This window comes from Grimontia celer, from assembly GCF_900055185.1.
GTDB classification, from domain to species: domain Bacteria; phylum Pseudomonadota; class Gammaproteobacteria; order Enterobacterales; family Vibrionaceae; genus Enterovibrio; species Enterovibrio celer.
In genome coordinates, this window is sequence record NZ_FIZX01000001.1 from 2,031,777 (window position 1) to 2,051,950 (window position 20,174).

Below are 20,174 nucleotides of genomic sequence, written 5' to 3' on the forward strand. Positions count from 1 at the left end.
GGAAGTATTCATGTACGCACTGACAAACTGCCGAATTTTCACCGGTAGCGAAGTGCTGGATAATCATGCCGTTGTCGTTGATGGCGGCCTGATCCAGAACATCTGCCCAGAAAACGAATTGCCAGAGGGCATTGAAACCCGTTCTTTGGACGGCGCATTCCTGACTCCTGGCTTCATCGACCTACAACTGAACGGTTGTGGCGGTGTAATGTTCAACGACGAAGTGACGGCGGACACTATCCACACGATGCATTTGGCAAACCTCAAGTCTGGCTGTACCAGCTTCCTGCCAACTCTGATTACATCTTCAGACGAAGATATGAAGGCATCTGTCAGTGCGATCCGTGACTACCAAGAGCAATACGCCAACCAAGCACTTGGCCTGCATCTTGAAGGTCCTTACCTTAACGTGGCCAAAAAAGGCATTCACAGTGTCGATTACATCCGTCGCTCTGATGATGCAATGATCGATTTCATCGCTGCTAACGCAGATGTGGTGACAAAGGTTACTTTGGCACCTGAGCTGACTCCTTCTGAACACATTGAGAAGTTGGCAAAAGCGGGAATCGTTGTGTCAGCTGGTCACACCAACGCAAGTTATGTTGAAGCACGCACAGGTTTCAAAGCAGGTATTACTTTCGCGACTCACCTGTTCAACGCAATGACCCCAATTGCTGGTCGTGAGCCGGGAATGGTTGGTGCAATCTACGATACACCTGAGGTTTACACGGGTGTTATCGCTGATGGTTTCCACGTCGACTATGCAAACATCCGCATTGCACACAAACTCAAGGGTGAAAAGCTTGTTCTCGTTACCGATGCAGCAGCGCCTGCAGGAGCGGACATGGATCACTTTATTTTTGTTGGCAAGAAAGTATATTACCGAGATGGTAAGTGTGTAGATGAAAATGGCACACTTGGCGGTTCGGCATTGACCATGATTGAAGCAGTACAAAACTCTGTCGAACATGTAGGCATCGCTTTGGATGAAGCGGTACGCATGGCAACCTTGTATCCTGCACGTGCAATCGGTATGGATGACAAGCTTGGCGCTATCAAACAAGGATATGTGGCCAACCTGACCGTGTTCGACCGTGAATTCAATGTCAAAGCGACTGTGGTTAACGGCGAATACACATTGAATTAGGAAACTTATGACAGGCGGACAAATTGGTAACGTAGATCTGGTTAAACAGCTAAACGGTGCCGCCGTTTATCGACTCATCGACCAACAAGGGCCGATTTCTCGAATCCAAATCGCTGATGTAAGTAGCCTTGCACCAGCCAGTGTTACCAAAATTACCCGCCAGTTACTGGAGCGCGGCTTAATCAAAGAAGTCGCGCAACAGGCATCTACCGGTGGCCGGCGAGCCATATCGCTGACCACCGAATGTGCACCTTTTCACTCTCTGGCAGTTCGGCTAGGGCGAGACCGTATCGAACTCACCCTGTTTGACCTTGCTGGCAATCCGCTAGCAGAGCATGATGAGCCATTCCACTACCCAAATCAGGACACCCTGATTGAAGGGCTGATCTACAAACTGCACACCTTCCTTGCTTCAAACCAAGATGTATTGAAAGAGCTGATTGCGGTTGCTATCTCTCTTCCTGGTCTTGTTGATGCCGAAGCCGGTATTGTTGAGTACATGCCGCATATTACGATCGACAAATTACCGCTAAGTGACTTAATTCGTGATGAATTTGGCGTGCAGTGTTTCATTGGGAATGACACCCGAGGTCAGGCATTGGCAGAACATTATTTCGGGGTGAGTAAAAATTACTATGACACCTTGCTGGTCAGTGTTCACAACGGTGCAGGCGCAGGTATCATCGTAAACGGGCAAGTCTTTTTAGGTTATAACCGCAACGTGGGTGAGATTGGCCATATCCAAATTGACCCGCTGGGTAAGAAATGTCAGTGCGGTAATTTCGGTTGTCTTGAAACCGTCGCTTCGAACCCTGCCATCATTGAACATGCCCAACAACTGCTTGCGCAAGGTCACGAGAGTATGCTGCAGGGTAAAAAAGATTTGAACGTGTCAGATATCTGTCGTGCCGCAGTGGCAGGCGACGAGCTGGCACGTCAGGTACTGGTGAAAGTAGGTAACCACTTAGGTAAAGCTATCGCCATGACCATCAATTTGTTCAACCCTCAGCAGGTGGTGATTTCCGGTGAAATTACGGAAGCGAAAAGCGTCGTCTTCCCTGCGATTCAGCGCTGTGTAGAAAATCAATCTCTACGCACCTTCCATCAGAACCTGCCTATTGTCGCTGCGGGCCTTTCTGCAACGCCTACACTGGGTGCCTTTGCTTTGGTTAAGCGCGCAATGCTAAATGGTGCGCTATTGCAGCGACTGCTGGAAGACTAAAAACTCATACTGACGCTGAATTAAGCGCATAGTTTGCAAAATGTTACAAAGGCAATGCTGGTGACCCGCATTGCCTTTGTTTTATTATTGCCACTAACTTTTCAGAGTTGATACACCACCTTTTCGTTGTTGGTGGCACAGCTCTCCCCATTTTTAGGACAGTTACTGCTTTATGGATTTAGTGATTATTGCCGTGGCCTTCATTAGCGGCTTTCTTATGTTGCGCTGTCATATGCCTCCTCTGGTGGGCTTTCTCATCGCTGGTTTTGCGCTTCATGCTGCAGGTTATACAAGCACGCCTCTAATCCAGACACTGGCAGATCTTGGCGTCACGCTACTGCTTTTCACTATCGGCCTGAAGCTAGATGTAAAATCCCTTCTCAATAAAGAAATTTGGCTTGGCGCGACACTTCACAACATCGCGACCACTGCCCTGTTTACTCTTTGTTTGGTTGGCCTAAAAGCGATCGGCATATCGACATTTGCCAGCCTGAATCTCAATGATCTGGCTCTCATTGCCTTTGCCCTTTCCTTCTCAAGTACTGTTTTCGCCATCAAAGCGTTGCAGGAAAAGGGCGAAATGAATGCTACCTACGGCACACTCGCTATTGGTATCCTGATTATGCAGGATATCTTTGCGGTGATTTTCCTAACCATCGCTTCAGGAAAAGTGCCTGGTGTTGAAGCACTATTACTTTTCGCATTACCATTGGCTCGCCCTATCCTTTTCAGGCTGCTAGATCGCGCCGGACACGGCGAAGTCTTGGTGCTATATGCTGTATTTCTCGCGCTAGTTGCCGGAGCCGGTTTGTTCGATGCGGTTGGTATGAAGCCGGATCTGGGCGCACTCATCCTAGGCATGCTGATGGCAGGCCACACCCGTGCATCTGAAATGGCAAAGTCCCTTTTCAATCTCAAAGAGCTATTTCTGGTCTGCTTTTTCCTCAATATCGGACTTTCAGAGCAGCCAACCGTTCAGGGCTTATTCATTGCGGTAATTCTTCTTCTCCTACTCCCTTTGAAAGGCGTGCTGTACTACTTCATTTTCAGTGCGTTCAAATTCCGAGTTCGTACATCACTGTTCGCTACACTGACCTTATTCAACTACAGTGAGTTTGGCCTCATCGTCGGCGGTATCGCTTACCAAATGGGGATCATGCCGGGCAGCGTGTTAGTTGCAATCGCCATTGCTGTTTCCCTGTCTTTCGTTTTGGCGGCTCCTCTTAACACCTTCAGCCATAAAATTTACGCCTATGCTTCTGGAAAGCTCCACGATCCAAACCCAAACAAGCTTCACCACAATGATCAGCTAATCAGTCTTGGTAACGCACGTGTAGTGATTCTCGGAATGGGACGCATCGGCACCGGAGCATACGACGAATTGTCAGAAGATTACCCAGAGGCGGTGCTAGGCATTGAGGCTCGAGAGGACTCTGTCGAACGTCATGGTAACGAAGGGCGTAAGGTCATTCTGGGGGATGCAACCGACCCTGACTTTTGGTCACGCGTGACTTCTTCTAAACAGCTGGAGCTGATCTTACTAGCCATGCCAAACAGTCAGGCGAATACCATCGCTATGGAGCAAATTAACCAGCTCAATTTTAAAGGTAGAGTGGCTGCAATTGCCCGTTATGCCGATGAACTAGAACAGCTTAAATCTCTCGGTGTTGATGAAGCCTACAATATCTATCGCGAAGCAGGTTCAGGATTCGCTCGTCACGTTAAAGAACATTTGCATCGATGAACAGCTAACCCATCCCACAGAGCATAGAAAGCGCCATATCAACCTCGATATTGGCGCTTTTTTAATCATAGATTAGCTTTCATTCACCAAAATGCTGCCTAAACCAAATATTTTCCAGCCACACCCTAAGTTTGATATTTTTTTTCTCGCTGTCGCTTGCTTTTTTTATTCAAGTTGGCAAATTGAACACAACACAAATTGAAACACGCCATACAAAGGCGGCAGCAGGAAGTTTAGAGAGGGATTTATGTGTTCTGTATTTGGCATTCTGGATATTAAGTCAGATGCATCAGCACTTCGCGAAAGTGCTCTGGAAATGTCGAAAAAACTACGCCACCGTGGCCCAGACTGGTCTGGAATTTACTCATCAGAGCGCGCTATTCTTGCGCACGAGCGTCTTGCTATCGTAGGCCTGAACTCCGGTGCTCAACCTCTCTATAGCCCAGATGGCAAAGTGGTATTGGCCGTTAACGGCGAAATTTACAACCACAAAGAAATTCGTGCACGTTACGAAGGCAAGTACGATTTTCAAACTGATTCAGACTGCGAAGTGATTCTGGCTCTTTATCAGGACAAAGGTGCTGACCTTCTCGAAGAGCTGAACGGTATTTTTGCTTTCGCACTTTACGACGAAGAGAAAGACGAATACCTGATTGGCCGTGACCACATCGGTATTATTCCTCTCTATCAGGGCTATGATGAGCACGGCAACTACTATGTTGCGTCAGAAATGAAAGCGCTGGTTCCAGTCTGTAAAACCATCAGTGAGTTCCCTCCTGGTAGCTACTATGGCTCAAAAGATGCTGAGCCTGTCCGTTACTATGTACGTGATTGGAATGAGTTCGCAGCCGTTGAAAACAACAGCTCAAGCAAAGAAGAGCTGACTGCAGCCTTGGAAGCTGCTGTTAAGCGTCAGCTGATGACTGATGTTCCATATGGTGTCCTACTTTCCGGAGGTTTGGACTCTTCTATTACTTCAGCTGTAGCCAAACGTTTCGCCGCAATGCGTGTTGAGGATGACGACAAAAGTGCTGCATGGTGGCCACAGCTTCACTCCTTTGCGATTGGCCTGGAAGGCGCGCCGGATCTGAAAGCTGCTCGTGAAGTGGCGGAAAAAATTGGCACTGTTCACCATGAAATGACCTACACCATTCAGGAAGGCTTGGATGCTATTCGTGATGTTATCTATCACATTGAAACTTACGACGTAACAACTATCCGTGCATCTACGCCGATGTACCTGATGGGCCGTAAAATCAAAGCTATGGGCATCAAAATGGTACTGTCCGGTGAAGGTGCAGATGAAATCTTTGGTGGTTACCTCTACTTCCACAAAGCACCAAACGCTCAAGAATTCCATGAAGAGACCGTGCGCAAGCTTTTGGCTCTGAACATGTTTGACTGCGCCCGTGCGAACAAATCACTGGCGGCATGGGGTGTGGAAGGTCGTGTTCCTTTCCTCGATAAAGAGTTTATCGATGTTGCGATGCGCCTGAACCCGAAAGACAAAATGTGTGGCAACGGCAAGATGGAAAAACACATCCTGCGTGAGTGTTTTGAGCACTACCTGCCAGATTCAATAGCATGGCGCCAAAAAGAGCAGTTCTCAGATGGTGTTGGCTACGGCTGGATTGATACCCTACGTGCCGTTGCAGAAGAGAAAGTCACTGACCAGCAAATGGAATCAGCCAGCTTCCGCTTCCCATACAATACACCACAAACTAAAGAAGCTTACGTTTATCGTGAGATCTTTGAAGAGCTGTTCCCACTGCCATCAGCAGCAGAATGTGTTCCAGGCGGCCCATCAATCGCCTGTTCAAGCGCCAAGGCGATTGAGTGGGACGAGAGCTTCAAAAACAGTGCAGACCCTTCAGGTCGAGCTGTGGCTGCGGTTCACAACGAGGCTTATGGAAAAGCTTAAGCAACAAAATCTTCCAAGTATATAACAAAAAAGGCTTTCCCAAGGGAAAGCCTTTTTTGTTATGTCATCAATATGATCATGAATCATCACCGCACAAGAAGCGACCAAGAAGCGACCAAGAAGCGAACAATTCAACAATCTAGTGTTTAGCGCGCAATGCGCATGGGACAACTTCTCACTCTGCATTAATACTAAAGACCTTCCCTCTGAAAGCCTTAACCCAAAAAGTGGCATTTAACCTTAATTGACATATTGTTATTAAGGTTAAATATTGAGCACCCTCTATTATTGCTTTTATCATTTATATTAGTGTTTTTGATATTTACGTCGCAATCTATTTGTCTTTAGATTAATTGATTACATTCAATTGCGTGGCATCACGTAGGAATTATTTATTGTTGGTTCTGACACTTAATAACTATGTAAATACCCAAATTCCTAATGTTAATATCCTCCCATCTTTCATTGCGTCATAACTTTGACGCAAAAACTCCTTACTAAAAAATAATAATCTCTTTTGATTTCGTATTTTGGGAACGACACTCAAGGGCGGTAGCGTCAAAGATCACAAGCCAACGATGGGTCATCGATTAGTTATCTAAGGTCAGAGAAAATGGACTCCACTCTTAAATTGCATAGTAACTACGGCGCACTACATGTTCTATATAGAACAATTGACTGTTTTATTATCTTATTGACACTTTACGTAATATCAGTTTCCTATACCAACCAGTTCATCCAAAAAGACTTACTATTGGGTAGCTACGCCATTTTGGTCTACATGCTTGTAGCAGAGAAAAATGAGCTCTATCGCTCTTGGCGAGTTCATCTCTTTAGGGAAGAGGCACTAAGTATCAGCAAGGCATGGTTTATCACCTTCATTGCGTTAGTTTTTCTTGCCTTCTTTACTAAGACAAGCACAGATTATTCACGTGTCGTCACTGGCGTTTGGTTAATAGCTACTCCAGTAATACTTATTACTTGGCGATATGTTGCCAAACAGGCATTAAAGAAACTGCGCGATTACGGCTACAACAAGAAAGAAGCCATTATCATAGGGGTAACAGAAAATGGTATTCGACTCGCTCACCAATTGAAAAAGCACCCTGAGCTTGGTATCAAAGTGAGTGGTTTTTACGACGACAGAGAAGCCAGCCGTTTAGATATCGAAAATCTTCCAGCTCCATTCAGAGGCAATGTTCCGTCAGCTTTAGATCTTGTTAAAAGTGGTGATGCCCAACATGTCTATATTTCGATGCCACTGAAAGCAAATGAACGTATCACTGCATATTTAAAAGACTTTTCAGATACCACAGCAAATACCTATTTGATACCGGATTTCTTTGTCTACAACCTTATCCAGTCTCGATTAAGCGCAATTGGAAATATGCCAACCATTAGTATTCACGATACCCCTTTCTACGGCACCAATGGCTGGTTTAAACGAGCTCAGGACATCGTGCTTGCTTCGTTGATCATTCTGCTTATCAGCCCAATTCTTATTGGTGTTGCCATCGGCGTCAAATTTTCATCACCTGGTCCAGTCATTTTCAAACAGTACCGCTACGGGCTGGATGGGCGCCGAATCAAAGTTTGGAAATTCCGTTCAATGAGCACAATGGACAACGGTTCAGTCGTCAAACAAGCCACAAAAAACGACCCAAGGATTACACCCTTTGGGGCGTTTATTCGAAGAACCTCGCTGGATGAACTGCCGCAATTCTTCAATGTGTTACAGGGCCGTATGTCTATCGTAGGCCCTAGACCACATGCCGTTGCACACAACGAAGAATATCGAACCATTGTCGACCGCTACATGTTGAGACACAAGGTGAAACCTGGGATCACAGGCTTAGCACAGGTTAATGGGTACCGCGGCGAAACAGATACTTTAGAGAAAATGCAGAAGCGTGTTGAATTCGATATCAAATACATTCAGTCATGGTCTACTTGGCTTGATTTGAAAATCATTTTTAAAACTGTATTCAAAGGCTTTACCGGAAAGACTGCCTACTAAAGGAATGAAAATGAACATCCCTAAGAAAACACTCATTGCTTTAGCTTTATTAGGTACAAATAGTTGGGTGCTCGCTGGAGAAAATAACGGCTTTACCACAGAATCTGGTATCAAAATCACCCCTCTTCTCGACGCCTATTATGAATATAACGATAACGTAGGTCGTTACTCTACCTCTGAGAGCCCGGATTCCTCCAGCGCTTTGATAGCAAAGCCAGGAGTGATGTTCGAATCTGACCGCAATGGAAATAAGTACCAAGTTGCCTATCAATTGTCCTCTGGTTACTACTTTGACAGTGACGTCGATGACTTTCTCGACCACACATTCACGACAAATAGCTTTGTTCAAATCAATCAAAGAAGTGGGATAGGATTCAACTACACCTATTTGAAATCTCACGAAGCACGTGGCACTGGAATTTTGGCAGGCGACCAATTAGCAACCATCGCGACTGAACCTGCCAAGTTCTCATTGCACAACGCAAACTTCACTCATGTTTACGGCACTGACGATGCGACAGGGCGCCTAGAGTCCAATCTAAGGTACGAAAATAAGAAATATAATAACTACCGGGATCTTACCGGCGCTGGGCTTGCCACACTGAGCACCAAGTTTAAAGACTATGATCAGGTCGCTGGTGCTCTCGCTTTTTACTATAAAGTCTTTCCTGCCACTGAATTGCTGCTAGAAGTTGATGTCACAGATCGCCATTACAAACTAGGCGACCCTATCAGTGGTAATACGCAAGATAACCTCGATGCTTATTTCCTGATTGGTACTAAGTGGGATATCACGGGTAAGACTACCGGTAAACTGAGAATAGGTTTGCAAGATAAGAACTACGATGATGAAGCAAGAGAAGATTTCAATGGCTTCAGCTGGGACTTAGATCTTGTATGGGAACCATTAACCTATTCAACGATTGCAGTGTCAGCGGCTCAGATCGCGATCGATCCGGATCAAGGCAATAACTTTATAAATCAAACCAGTTTTGCCGCCAACTGGAAGCACTTCTGGCTCTCACGTGTCTACAGTGACATCGCCATTGGTTTACTTCACGATGACTACTCGCAAAGCACGCGGAAAGACGACTTAATGAGTTCATCTTTCTACCTTGGGTACGCATTTAGAGAAGATACTGAAATTAAAGCTGGCTGGAGATTCGAGGACAACGACTCCTCAATAGATACAAATAGCTACCGACAAAATGTTTGGTATCTCGGAACAAATCTGGTCTTTTGATTCTTAGGGGAATACTAGTCACATGACACGTATCTATTATTTAGCTATTTCATTCCTACTCATTTTTGTTTTTCCATTTAATGTAGTTGCAAGCGGCAACGATTACACCATTGGCGCGGGCGATAAAATTCAAATTATCGTATATGGCGAGGAAGAGCTAACCATCGAAGAATTGTATATCGATAGTAGTGGCGAATTTGATTACCCCTACCTTGGTCAATTAATAGCACTGGGAAAAACGACCGAACAACTTAAGGCTGAGATCATCAAAGGCTTAAAGGGAGACTACTTGGTTTCTCCTAAGGTTCGTGTCGGTATCGTTGGGTTTAGAAGTATCTTTGTGAACGGTGAAATTAAAAAGCCTGGCGGTTATGAATACCAACCAGGCCTAACCGTCGATAAAGCGATTGCACTCGCTGGCGGTTTCACCGAGCGTGCCGCGAGAAAAAGTATCTACATTACTCGCGAAGATAAAAATGAACCTAAAAATCGGGTAAGCCTCTCTCACATGGTCTCACCAGGAGACATCATTGTTATTGAGCAAAGTTTTTTCTAATTATAAAAACCTCATGCATAGATAACGTTTACTTCGGTAAATATTCACGCTTCGACTCATTTCTTTTAATAAGTAAACACACTATTTTCGCTTCCCTTCTTTGTCGGATCTTAGTCGACATTTAAAGTCTCACTATCACGAGATGAAAACTGCATTTAAGATGGATAGAATAATGTCAGCCTACTCTAATGAAAATTCAATACAACAAGATCAACTGATTGATATTGGATACTATATCCATCTTATCAAAAAGCGCTGGCTTTCTATCACGTTTTTTACGTTTCTTTGTACTTCAATTGCAGTTCTAATTGCACTATCAATTACTCCTACTTACCGAGCAACGGCGACCTTACTTATTGAGTCGCAACAAGCTAAAGCAATATCAATTGAAGAAGTTGTTGGAATAGATAGTCGCGCCAATGAATATTATCTTACGCAATTTGAAATACTGAAATCCAATCAGGTTGCGCAGCGCGTCATCGAAAAATTGCAACTCAATATGCTTGAAGAGTTCAACCCTGCTATCGCTGTGAACGACAGGCCGGCCTTTAAAGAGCAGCTTAAAGGCTGGTTACGTTCACATCCTGTTATCGATTCCTTCTTCTCATCAAAAACAGATATCGCACATGACCCTGAAGCAGAGAAAGAGGCAACGACTCTAAGGGTATTAAAAGCGTTCAAGTCAAGACTAACAATATCTCCTATTCGAAAAACTCAGCTAGTTAGGATTTCATTTGATTCACAGGATCCAAAGCTCGCTGCGAAAATAGCAAATGCTGTCGGTTATGCCTTTATTGAAAACAATTTAGAGTCGAAGCTTCTTGCAACCGATAGAGCAAATGGATGGCTCAATGAGCGACTTACAGAGCTCAAACTAAACCTGAACTCATCGGAGCAAGCTCTAGTTCAATTTCTTCAACGTCAAGAACTTATAGACGATAGCGGCATTGCCGCTTTGACCAGCAACGAGCTTCAAAACCTAACCGATAGAATCGCAGAGGCGACAGACCGGCGAACAAAAACCCAAGCACTATATAACGCGCTCAAAAGTAATCCCAACGCAGATATTGCAACACTGAGCGCTAACACCCTGATTTCGAATCACCCGCAAGTGCGTGACATTCGCCTGGCAGAGTCAGAAGCAGAAAAGGACGTTAGCCAACTATCGAAGCGCTATGGTCCGAAACACGACAAAATGATTCAGGCAAATGCAAGGCTGAAATCGGTTCAACAACGAGCGGAAAACCTAATCTATAAGCTGATTAACGGCGTCGAAAAAGAGCTTTCCAGTGCTCGAGAACAAGAAACACTTCTTAAACAAGAACTTTTAAGCAAGAAAGAAGAATTTCAGTCATTAAGTGTTGTAAAAAGTGAATATGATGCACTCAAAAGAGAGGTCGAAAGCAACGCTAAGTTGTACGACTTGTTTTTAACTCGTCAAAAAGAAACCTCTGCAACCAGCGATTTTAGTGCGGCAAATGCTCGTTTCAGCGATCAAGCACTCGTCCCACAACAACCTTTTAAACCGAATCGAAAGCTCATTGTATTCATCGCCTTAATCGTCAGCATGGGCTTTGCATGTGTGCTGGTCATTTGTTTGGATGCATTCAACAACACAATCTCTTCGGCAAGAGACTTCGAGAGTAAACTTGGATTGCTGCCAACTGGCACACTCCCCTTGGTTAAAGCAAAAGAGTTTAAACGCAACCATATCGATGCCTCTGTTTTCAACAATAGCAAGTTTGCGACTTTTCAAGAGTCCATTGACTCTATCCGAACGTCGCTATACCTGAGTATGCCAAAGACTGAAAGGAAATTTCTGGCACTGTCTTCATCTGTCCCCGGCGAAGGTAAAACGACTACTGCTATCAATCTCGCCCAGTCTTTCTCAAGTATCGAAAAGGTTTTGTTGATTGATTGTGATTTAAGAAAACCTTCAGTGGGGATGCGTTTTGGAATCCCAAATAGCCACCCTGGGCTGACCAACATTTTGGTCATGAATACATCACCCGACGATTGCATTACGACCATTGAAGGAACCAATCTGGACCTTCTTCCAGCAGGGTTAATCGTTGCTAATCCGCAAGAGCTTCTTAGCAGCACCTCTTTCCTTAAGCTCATTGAAGAACTGGCAGAAAAGTATGACCGAATCATTTTTGATACGCCGCCGATTTTGCCAGTGAAAGATGCATTTATCGTTGGGAAGTTTACCAAGGGGATTGTGCTAGTTCTGAAAGCCAATAGCACGAGCAAGTCAGTTTATAAGCACACCATGACCTTATTTACAAAGCATCAAATATCTATCGACGGCGTAGTAATAAACCAGGTTTCTCAGCCAAAAAAAGGCACACATACCTACTCTGAATATTCTCGCTATGCGTACGGAAACATCGAAAGCTAAGGAAAGTATATGACAGCTGCAATTAAGGTACTTACTGTCTTCGGCACACGTCCAGAGGCAATCAAAATGGCGCCACTGGTTCATAAGCTAAGTAAAGCCGAAGGCATTGAGGCTAAGGTCTGTGTCACGGCGCAACATCGCGAAATGCTTGATCAAGTGCTTGATTTGTTCGAAATCACTCCGGATTTTGACTTAAATGTGATGAAGCCTGGACAGTCCCTGTACGAAGTGACAAGCAATATTCTTACTCGCCTAAAGCCCGTACTGGAATCCTTCGAACCAGACATTGTTCTCGTGCATGGCGACACAGCGACAACACTAGCTGCAAGCTTGGCAGCCTACTTCCAGCAAATTGCGGTAGGACATGTCGAAGCAGGACTTCGTACAGGTAATATATATTCTCCTTGGCCAGAGGAAGGGAACCGGAAACTAACTGGAGCAATATCAAAACTTCACTTTGCCCCCACAAAAACGTCAGAACATAACTTACTCGCCGAGGGTGTCGACGCCAAGAGCATTTCCATCACAGGTAATACCGTTATTGACGCATTACTTCTTGTAAAAGAAAAGCTTGAAAACGATCAGGACCTCATCGATACCTTAGCTACTGTTTTTCCACAAATAGATAACAACAAAAAGCTTATTCTGGTTACAGGACATCGCCGTGAGAGCTTTGGCGGTGGTTTTGAACGAATTTGTGAAGCCCTCGCAGAGATCGCCGTTCGCCACCCAGATAGCCAAATTATCTATCCAGTTCATCTAAACCCGAATGTGAGAGAGCCAGTCAATCGTATACTAAAGGGGATTAATAACGTTCAATTGATTGAACCTCAAGAATATCTACCGTTTGTGTATCTGATGAACAAAGCCCACATCATTCTCACCGATTCGGGGGGTATTCAAGAAGAAGCCCCTTCATTGGGTAAACCTGTTTTGGTTATGAGAGATACAACAGAACGACCTGAGGCCGTAGAGGCAGGCACGGTTAAACTCGTGGGTACAGACAAAGACAGGATCATTACAGAAGTTGAAAACCTACTTAATAACGAAGACGACTATGAAAGAATGAGCCGAGCACATAACCCTTATGGTGATGGGAAATCTTGTCAAAGAATTATTGAAGAAATAATTAAAACCTTCTCCTAAAGTCATCATCTTTTGGTTCTTTTTTACAACTTCTATTCATCTCAACGAATACATAAATCCAACTTCATTTAATTTATTCTCTAATTTTGAAGCGCATATCTATTAAAGGTATGCCTTGAGGAGCAGTTATGTCCTTTAAAAAGGTTTCCGTCATTGGTTTAGGTTATATAGGTTTACCAACTGCCGCTGTAGTAGCATCTCGCGGTATTGAGGTTGTTGGCGTCGACGTAAATCCTATGGCCGTCGATACCATCAACCAGGGTAATATTCACATTGTTGAGCCTGATCTGGATATTGTCGTCCGCGGTGTGGTTAGCACAGGAAACCTTCGCGCTACTACTCAGCCCGAACCGGCTGAGGCTTTCATGATTGCTGTACCTACTCCCTTTAAAGAGAGTAACTCACCAGACCTTTCTTACATAGAAGCTGCCGCAAACGCTATTGCTCCCGTTTTAGATAAGGGAAACTTGGTTATCCTCGAATCCACTTCACCAGTGGGAGCAACAGAAAAGCTGGCTGCATGGTTGAAAGCCGCAAGGCCGGATCTAACCTTCCCTCAAGACTTAGGTGACGCAGCAGATGTCAAAATTGCGCACTGCCCGGAACGCGTATTACCGGGTTACGTCCTTCAAGAGCTCGTAGCTAACGATAGAGTGATAGGTGGCTTATCCAAAGCGTGTAGCGAAAAAGCAGTCGAGCTATACAAAACTTTCGTACGCGGCGAATGTATCATCACTAACGCGCGCACTGCAGAAATGGCAAAGCTAACCGAAAACTCGTTCCGCGATGTGAACATTGCATTTGCCAACGAGTTATCGATGATCAGCGACAAACTAAAAATTAACGTCTGGGAGTTGATTAGACTCGCGAACAGACACCCTCGCGTAAACATCTTGAACCCAGGCCCAGGTGTCGGTGGTCACTGCATTGCAGTTGATCCTTGGTTTATTGTCGACAGTTGTCCTGACGAAGCGAAAATTATCCGCCAAGCGCGTTTAACCAACGATTCAAAACCTCACTATGTTATCGATCAGGTCGTCAAAGCTGCTGATGAGTTTAAGCGTCCAGTTATTGCATGTTTAGGCCTAGCATTCAAAGCGGATATCGATGATCTAAGGGAAAGTCCTGCTCTACAAATTGTTCAAGAGTTAGCGAGTAAAAATGTTGGCCAAATTTTTGCCGTTGAGCCAAATGTTGAATCCATCCCAGAGCAACTTGTGTATGCCGGGGTCGAACAAATGACGCTGGAAGGAGCACTAGAGCGTGCAAACATAATCGTAGTTCTAGTTGACCATAAGCAATTCAAGGAGGCGGATAAAACTCAGCTAGCTACCAAGGTTGTTATCGATACTCGCGGCATTATTAACTAGTCAACAATTTTAATCGCGGAGCGTCTTCAATTATGCGCCAAATAAAAAGAAATTTAAGACTTCTATTGTTAGCCATTCGGACTGGCTACTTAAAACGGCGATATGGCATGAATATCGCTCAGGGTGCTTTGCTATCTAGTAAATGTCATCTGGATAAAACCAATCCTAAAGGTATATATATCGGCGAAGAATCTTACATTTCTTTTGGCGCTACGATACTCACACACGACTTCGTTCGTGGGTTACATGCGGACACCTTCATCGGAAAACGGTGTTTTATTGGTGCAAACGCTACCATTCTTCCTGGCATAACGATCGGTAGTAATTCAATCGTCGCCGCAGGTAGCTTGGTAACCAAAGATGTGCCATGCAATAGCATTGTTGCCGGCAATCCTGCTAAACCTATTAGGCACAACATCAAAACTAAGAAGTATGGGAAACTGTGCAATGAAGAAGGTTAAGCTATTTCATATAGCATCAGACTTTCCTGATCACACTGGAATGAACTCAACAAAAGCGGTAGCTAACTTACTTTCAGCAACAGAGCGAGATATCGATCACCAAACTATTGCTTATCGCCGTATTCGAACATCACGCTTTGGATATGAAAAACGTGATCAGTATGGCTACCTTCAAGCACCATCGCTGCCACTCGGCCTGCTCCATACGTTTATTACACTGCTTTCGGCGCTGATTCTTCTTAGGAAACGAGGTCATGATGTAAAAAGCGTTGACTATATTCATGCCCATAAATTAACTATCGATGGCCTATTGGCTTACTTTTTGAGCAAGTTCACCGGGGTAAAATATGCCATTAGTGTTAGAGCGGATACCGACATTAAGTTCATAAAAAATAAACCTTTTAGTAGATGGATATTTAAGAAAGTTTATTTCAATGCTTCGAAGGTTTTTTATGTAAGCGCTTGGGGGAAACATGACATTGAAAAGAAGCTAAAAGTAACGAAAAAAGACTTTAAACTTCTTCCAAACATCGTGGAAACCCCAAAGCTTATCGAAAGAAAAGAAAACGCAATCAAAAATACAAATTCCAATCGTTTTATTTTTATTGGGCGAATGGAGTCGGCAAGAAAGAAAGGTCTCTATGATACGCTAGAGGCATTAAGTACTAACAAAAATTTTAAGCTTGATATATATGGTACTGCCGATGAAGAAAGCCTTTCAAATCTAGATAGTATGACTAACCTGTACGGAGTTTCAGACCAGGTCAACTATTGCGGTAAGATTTCCAAAGATGAACTTTTGGAAAAGTTATCCGAGTACTGTGCTCTGGTAATGCCAAGTGTAAATGAAACCTTTGGCATGGTCTATGTAGAAGCACTCTATTGTAACCTTCCGATTATTCATTGTAAGGGTTCCGGGATAGATGGATACGTAACCGGTGTCGAATATATTCAAAGTGTAGAGTCAGGCAATAAAGACCAGATTTCCAAATCAATGAACTATTTGTATAGAAACCAAGAAAAAATCAAAAATAAGTTGGAATATGACACCAAATCCGGTTTTCTTGATGTCTTTTCCACTAATGAAATTTCTAAGTCTTACTTAGATTCTTTTGGACCGACCTATGAAGCTAATTAAGTTAATAAGTTACTTCATCTATTTAGCTCTATCTATTCATTTACCGGCAAACTATAGACCATTAGGCCATATATTTAGAAGTATACGAAATGCAAATGCCAAACTATTCTTGAACATGCATGGTGGTAAGTTAAATATAGAGAAAGGGGCCAAGATATCACCTGATATCAAAGTAGGGAAAAACTCAATGCTTGGTGAGAATTCACGTATCTATGGCGGAGTATCCCTAGGTGAAAATGTTTTGATGGGTCCAGACGTTAAAATATATACAAGAAATCATGTCATCGCAGACAGAGCAATACCAATTTTAGAACAAGGTGACAATTTCAAACCTGTAACAATCGGGGATGACGTCTGGATAGGCGCAAATGTCATCATACTACCTGGTGTGTCTATTGGTTCTGGTAGCGTAATAGGAGCCGGCTCGGTCGTCACTAAATCTGTACCAGAGTACAAAGTTGTATGTGGTAACCCTGCAATAATTAAGAGCTCCAGATAAAAATGTTAAAGAAAATACTTGCCTCCATGGCTAATCAGGGGGCAATCAGTGTATTTAATCTTATTGTATCAATCTATATTCTAAAACTATATTCCGTTTCAGACTTTGGAGTGTATAGCATAGTTTTTGCTCTAGGACTTGGAGCTATTTCATTTCAGAATGCACTCATTTCCACACCGATGTCTGTTAGAATAAAGAAAAGAGTTCTCAACGGAAAATCAAAATATCTTAACTTTTACAATTCAATAAACTTATTATATTTATTTTCCATACTAACAATCTCTATTGTTGCCGGGCTATTGATAGAATTTCCCGGGTGGTTACTTGGACTATACTTAGTATCGTTTTCAATTAGAGACTATTATAAAAACCTCCTAATGCTAGACTATGATGTACATACAGTCACAAAAATGGAAGTTTTATTCATCTTTTTAGCACTACTAAGTCTTTTAATTTACTACTTTCTAGAAATCTATAGTATTCAATTAATTGTGATCACACTAGCGATATGCTCGCTAATCAGTACAGCCGTCGCAAAGTGCAAAATCAATATTCACACAAATCTAAACATACTGATCGTTTATAGATTTTACAAAATAAAGATTTGGCCTATTTCTAAATGGGCCACCCTAGGTGTGTTTGTAACTGAAATATATAGTAGGTCATACATTTTTATCTTAACGACGTTCTACTCCACAGAGATACTAGGTCTGGTTCAAGCCGGTAGAGTACTTTTCGGGCCAATGAACCTCATTTTGAATGGTTGGATTAAGATAGCAAGGAATCACCTAGCATCACTTCTCGGCTCAAATAGTCGCGACAAATTTGGGGCCTTCATCCGTCTTAGTGTTTTTGGAGTGATAGCTTTGAATATTCTCGCTATATCGGCGGTCATGTTATTTTGGAAGCATCTAGAAGAACTACTATTCATCCAAATCGAAGAGAATATATTACTCACTACAGTCTTGTGGGGTATAGCTGTTGCAATGATTCAACTCAGGACTGTTATATCAACCTCACTACAAGCATATGGCGTATTCAAAATACAAACATACTTTAATATCATGTCAAGTATAACGACCCTTCTTTCTATCATATTGATATATAAATTCCTTTCTTGGCAATATATGCCACTGGCAATAGCAATTGGCGAAGGAACATTGTTAGCATTGTCCTTCATTTATTATATAAAAGTAAGAAAGGAAGAATATTATGCATCATGATATCACTATAGGTATATGTACTTTCAAACGTCCTTTTCTAGAGAAAACGTTAGAAAGCGTAAAGAAAGCGATTGAATATGCGAACGCAAAAGTTAATGTACTAATTGTTGACAATGACCCAAACCAGAGTGCAAGACAATTAGTTTGCTCTATGACTCACAAACAAACGCGATTCACTTATGTAAGTGAGCCAAGAAGCGGAATTGCTTTTGCCCGAAACCGTGTACTGTCAGAAACAAACACTAAATGGTTACTATTTATCGATGATGACGAAACAGTCGATAAAGAATGGTTATTGAATTATATAAATATAATTAATGGATCAGATTTCACTGCAGCTATTGGTCCTGTTGTAACTCAGTACCCAAACTACGTTGATGATGTAATTGTTAAGTCAAGAGTACTAGACCGAAGGACTTTCCCTCATTTGAATGAAATAAATCATGGTGCAACCAATAATTGTCTAATTGATTTAGAATTTGCAAATAAAAACAATATTAAATTCGATACTGACTTTAATTTCTATGGAGAAGACTCGGATTTTTTTGAACGTATTAGCAAGACAGGTAAAATAATTTGGAATCAACATTCTATTGTATATGAACCAGTTACAAAAGACCGTGCAAGAAAGGAGTGGATAGTAAGTCGCTTATATAAAAATGGTTATAATTATGCCAGAAGGAAAGTTATAAGATGTGGACCAAAAACACGTTTTACTCTTTTAATAAAATCCATAATTAGGGTATTTATTGATGTTGTAAAATACATTATTAACTTTCATTCAAAGCCCTTACGCTTCAAATACCTCTGCGAGCTGTACCGTGATTTTGGAAGAATTAAGTCATGTATAATGACCACAGCAAAATAGCGAGCCTTATTCAGCGACATTCATTTTTTGTCGTCATGCTTTTTATTGTGGGTGTATTGACCCCAGAGTTAACACCGAAAATACAGCTGATGGACAACGATTTAGGGGGAATGCTAGATATTCGTTCTGGTAGTGATCGAACTAAGCAAGTATTCTGGATTGGCATGTCGTTAATAATGTTTGCCCTGTTCTTCCAGTACCGAAATAATACTCGATGTCTTGCTATTCACTCTAGTTTAATCACTCCTATACTTTTTCTTACATTCATATTCACACTTGCTCTATTTAGTATTTTATGGTCAGACTTCAAGTCTTTGACCTTTAAACGATCATTTTTTCAACTTATTCTCTATTGGGTTATATATCAGAGTTTATTACTTTCTATTTTAAGTGGTAGCCTTTTCAATTCATTTAGAAAGGTTAACTACTCAATAATATTAATGATCGTACTATCTATTATTATTGGTGCAGGCATTAATCCTTATGGTGAATTAGCTGGATATTCTAATACAAAGAATGTCATGGGAGCAATTCTATGCGTTTCCATCATATGTAGCCATATCGTTTACTCTCATTATGGAATGGATAGAAGGAGTGTTATTTTACTTTCGTTAATGACATTTCTTCTTGTCCTAACGGCAAGTAAAACATCAATTTTTCTGGTATTTGTTTATCTAATCTTGTCAAAAATTGATTTAAGAATTGCAAAAGCCATTGTTTTTATAACTACACTTTTATTGCTTATTGGTTTCAACGTTATTCCTACCATTTCGTATCAAGTTGATAACTATGTAAACATTGCGGACTATGTATCGGGTGATTTCATAACTGGCCGAGGATATATATGGGATGCTATTTATTTGGAACTATATTATTTTGATAGAATTTGGTTAGGCTTTGGATATGGATCTTTCTTTGGCACGCCTGTTACACCATATTTTTTCGATGATGAATTTAGTTTTCTTAGATTCATAAGCTCTTCTCACAATGGTTATATTGAACTACTCACACAATTTGGGTTTATAAGTATATTCATTTTCACCTACTATCTTCTTTTTCTAAGAAGTAGAAATATAAATATTATATCTGCACTTTTTGTTGTCACTCTTTACAACATTACAGAGCCGGCATTTATGAGAGATCAGCATGTCGTTTGGTTTATGTGCATTTTCATTCTCTTGTTTTCTTATTCCCAGAAATATATTTCTCGTTAAAAAT

16 protein-coding genes are annotated in these 20,174 nt (G+C 42.3%); all 16 read left to right on the forward strand.

All coding sequences use genetic code 11. The annotated features are described in order from the left end of the window. Positions 1 to 10 precede the first annotated feature (10 nt). The gene (gene nagA / locus GCE9029_RS08910) at positions 11 to 1,147 is read left to right on the forward strand and encodes an N-acetylglucosamine-6-phosphate deacetylase (protein ID WP_062662749.1); all 1,137 of its coding nucleotides are present in this window, start codon (positions 11 to 13) and stop codon (positions 1,145 to 1,147) included. A 7-nt stretch (positions 1,148 to 1,154) separates the two neighbouring features. Next, positions 1,155 to 2,369 carry a DNA-binding transcriptional regulator NagC gene (nagC, locus tag GCE9029_RS08915; protein ID WP_062662751.1) on the forward strand — a complete coding sequence of 405 codons (1,215 nt, stop codon included), beginning with the start codon at positions 1,155 to 1,157 and terminating at the stop codon, positions 2,367 to 2,369. 172 nt (positions 2,370 to 2,541) lie between these two features. Beyond that, positions 2,542 to 4,113 (forward strand): cation:proton antiporter family protein, encoded by a 1,572-nt coding sequence (locus tag GCE9029_RS08920; RefSeq protein WP_062662753.1) that lies wholly within the window; start codon positions 2,542 to 2,544, stop codon positions 4,111 to 4,113. A 247-nt stretch (positions 4,114 to 4,360) separates the two neighbouring features. Further along, the gene (asnB, locus tag GCE9029_RS08925) at positions 4,361 to 6,034 is read left to right on the forward strand and encodes an asparagine synthase B (protein WP_062662755.1); all 1,674 of its coding nucleotides are present in this window, start codon (positions 4,361 to 4,363) and stop codon (positions 6,032 to 6,034) included. 613 nt (positions 6,035 to 6,647) lie between these two features. Next, a complete protein-coding gene (locus GCE9029_RS08930) occupies positions 6,648 to 8,051 on the forward strand; it encodes an undecaprenyl-phosphate glucose phosphotransferase (protein ID WP_062662757.1) in 1,404 nt (467 codons plus the stop codon). 10 nt (positions 8,052 to 8,061) lie between these two features. Continuing rightward, a complete protein-coding gene (locus GCE9029_RS08935; protein ID WP_062662759.1) occupies positions 8,062 to 9,294 on the forward strand; it encodes an outer membrane beta-barrel protein in 1,233 nt (410 codons plus the stop codon). 22 nt (positions 9,295 to 9,316) lie between these two features. After that, positions 9,317 to 9,850, forward strand: a complete 534-nt coding sequence (locus GCE9029_RS08940; protein WP_062662761.1) for a polysaccharide biosynthesis/export family protein — start codon at positions 9,317 to 9,319, stop codon at positions 9,848 to 9,850. Positions 9,851 to 10,022: 172 nt separating this feature from the next. Then, positions 10,023 to 12,251, forward strand: a complete 2,229-nt coding sequence (locus GCE9029_RS08945) for a GumC family protein (RefSeq protein WP_062662763.1) — start codon at positions 10,023 to 10,025, stop codon at positions 12,249 to 12,251. 9 nt (positions 12,252 to 12,260) lie between these two features. Next, a complete protein-coding gene (gene wecB / locus GCE9029_RS08950) occupies positions 12,261 to 13,397 on the forward strand; it encodes a non-hydrolyzing UDP-N-acetylglucosamine 2-epimerase (RefSeq protein WP_062662765.1) in 1,137 nt (378 codons plus the stop codon). A gap of 128 nt (positions 13,398 to 13,525) precedes the next feature. Next, positions 13,526 to 14,767: a UDP-N-acetyl-D-mannosamine dehydrogenase gene (gene wecC / locus GCE9029_RS08955; protein WP_062662767.1), complete on the forward strand. Its 1,242-nt coding sequence runs from the start codon at positions 13,526 to 13,528 to the stop codon at positions 14,765 to 14,767. Between the two features lie 107 nt (positions 14,768 to 14,874). Next, a complete protein-coding gene (locus GCE9029_RS08960) occupies positions 14,875 to 15,228 on the forward strand; it encodes an acyltransferase (RefSeq protein WP_231870060.1) in 354 nt (117 codons plus the stop codon). Beyond that, on the forward strand, positions 15,215 to 16,366 hold the full coding sequence (locus tag GCE9029_RS08965; RefSeq protein ID WP_062662771.1) for a glycosyltransferase family 4 protein: 1,152 nt from the start codon (positions 15,215 to 15,217) through the stop codon (positions 16,364 to 16,366). The genes GCE9029_RS08960 and GCE9029_RS08965 overlap by 14 nt, the downstream gene beginning before the upstream one ends. Continuing rightward, positions 16,353 to 16,865, forward strand: coding sequence for an acyltransferase (locus GCE9029_RS08970; RefSeq protein ID WP_062662773.1), 513 nt, complete (start codon positions 16,353 to 16,355; stop codon positions 16,863 to 16,865). Before GCE9029_RS08965 ends, GCE9029_RS08970 begins: the two co-directional genes overlap by 14 nt. 2 nt (positions 16,866 to 16,867) lie before the next feature. Then, positions 16,868 to 18,088, forward strand: coding sequence for a lipopolysaccharide biosynthesis protein (locus GCE9029_RS08975; protein ID WP_062662775.1), 1,221 nt, complete (start codon positions 16,868 to 16,870; stop codon positions 18,086 to 18,088). Beyond that, positions 18,078 to 18,956, forward strand: coding sequence for a glycosyltransferase family 2 protein (locus GCE9029_RS08980; protein ID WP_062662777.1), 879 nt, complete (start codon positions 18,078 to 18,080; stop codon positions 18,954 to 18,956). The genes GCE9029_RS08975 and GCE9029_RS08980 overlap by 11 nt, the downstream gene beginning before the upstream one ends. Next, complete coding sequence (locus tag GCE9029_RS08985) at positions 18,932 to 20,170, forward strand: O-antigen ligase family protein (protein ID WP_062662779.1); 1,239 nt, start codon at positions 18,932 to 18,934, stop codon at positions 20,168 to 20,170. The genes GCE9029_RS08980 and GCE9029_RS08985 overlap by 25 nt, the downstream gene beginning before the upstream one ends. The last annotated feature ends 4 nt before the right edge of the window (positions 20,171 to 20,174 follow it).